The sequence below is a fragment of the Oleiphilus sp. HI0079 genome, assembly GCF_001635105.1.
In genome coordinates, this window is the sequence record NZ_LWFT01000092.1 from 1 (window position 1) to 1,147 (window position 1,147).

Annotated in this window: 3 protein-coding genes; all 3 read right to left on the reverse strand. The window is 48.1% G+C overall.

The annotated features are described in order from the left end of the window. A partial coding sequence (locus A3750_RS01385; RefSeq protein ID WP_068547963.1) for a thiazole synthase occupies positions 1-579 on the reverse strand: 579 nt, incomplete at its 3' end. A gap of 20 nt (positions 580-599) precedes the next feature. Beyond that, positions 600-800, reverse strand: a complete 201-nt coding sequence (gene thiS / locus A3750_RS01390; protein ID WP_068457024.1) for a sulfur carrier protein ThiS — start codon at positions 798-800, stop codon at positions 600-602. A gap of 3 nt (positions 801-803) precedes the next feature. After that, the coding region (locus A3750_RS01395; RefSeq protein ID WP_068547962.1) for a DUF423 domain-containing protein at positions 804-1,147 on the reverse strand (344 nt) is incomplete at its 5' end.

The following is a 1,147-nucleotide window of genomic DNA, read 5'->3' on the forward strand; positions in this document are numbered from 1 at the left end:
AACGCCCGCATCCACTAAAATAGGGACATTCGCGTTTTCTAAAATCATATGGATATTGTGCGGGTTGCGAATCCCAAGACCGCTCCCTATTGGTGCCCCAAGCGGCATTACCGCAACGCAACCGATCTCTTCCAGTTCTTTGGCAATTAACGGATCGTCTGTTGTGTACACCATGACTTTAAACCCGTCTTTAACGAGCGTCCTGGCTGCAGCAAGAGTCTCAACAACATTTGGATAGAGCGTTTTCTGATCACCAAGCACCTCGAGCTTCACGAGGTCATGGCCATCCAGTAACTCGCGGGCCAATCGGCAAGTACGTACGGCATCATCGGCGTTATAACAGCCTGCAGTATTTGGAAGAATCGTATACTTGTCCGGCGACACCACGTCCAAAAGATTTGGCTCGTCAGGGTTTTGACCTATATTGGTTCTACGAACAGCAACTGTCACGATTTCCGCGCCGCTGGCCTCAATTGCCAACCGTGTTTCTTCTAGATCTTTGTACTTTCCCGTCCCTACTAACAGACGACTTTTATACTTTTCGCCTTCTATCTCTAGAACTCCGGTATCTAATCCCATTTTACTTCCTTTCCTATTGGCTAACCGCCACCAATCGCCTGCACAACCTCAACCAGATCACCTTCCTGTAACGTGATTTTCTCATGCTGGGCTTTGGGGACAATCTCTTTATTGTGCTCAATCGCGTAACGTTTCCCCTCTAAAGAAAGCGCCTTTGCGATCGCTAGTAAGTCTGTGCCAGCCTCACATTCGTAAGGCTCGCCATTTAGAATAATCTTCACGATTTAACTTTCCTCTAAAAGCTCAGGCTTGCCCATGCTCCATGCACCTCTTGCCGCAAAGAACCAAGCTAAAAGAAACAAAACTCCACCCACTGGAGTAATCATTCCTAAAGACGCCAAACCGGTAAGCGCCAAGGCATACAAGCTCCCACTAAACAACACGACACCAAAGAGCATGAGCGACATGGAGACACTCAAGTAACGGCGTGCCTTTTCTGTTCTCGCCAAAGACGCCAACAACACCAAGACCAACATCGCTAAACTATGGTACGCCTGATACTCCACACCCGTTTGAAAAACAGACAGCATTTTCTCTGACAAAGAGTCCTTCAAGGCATGCGCTGCGA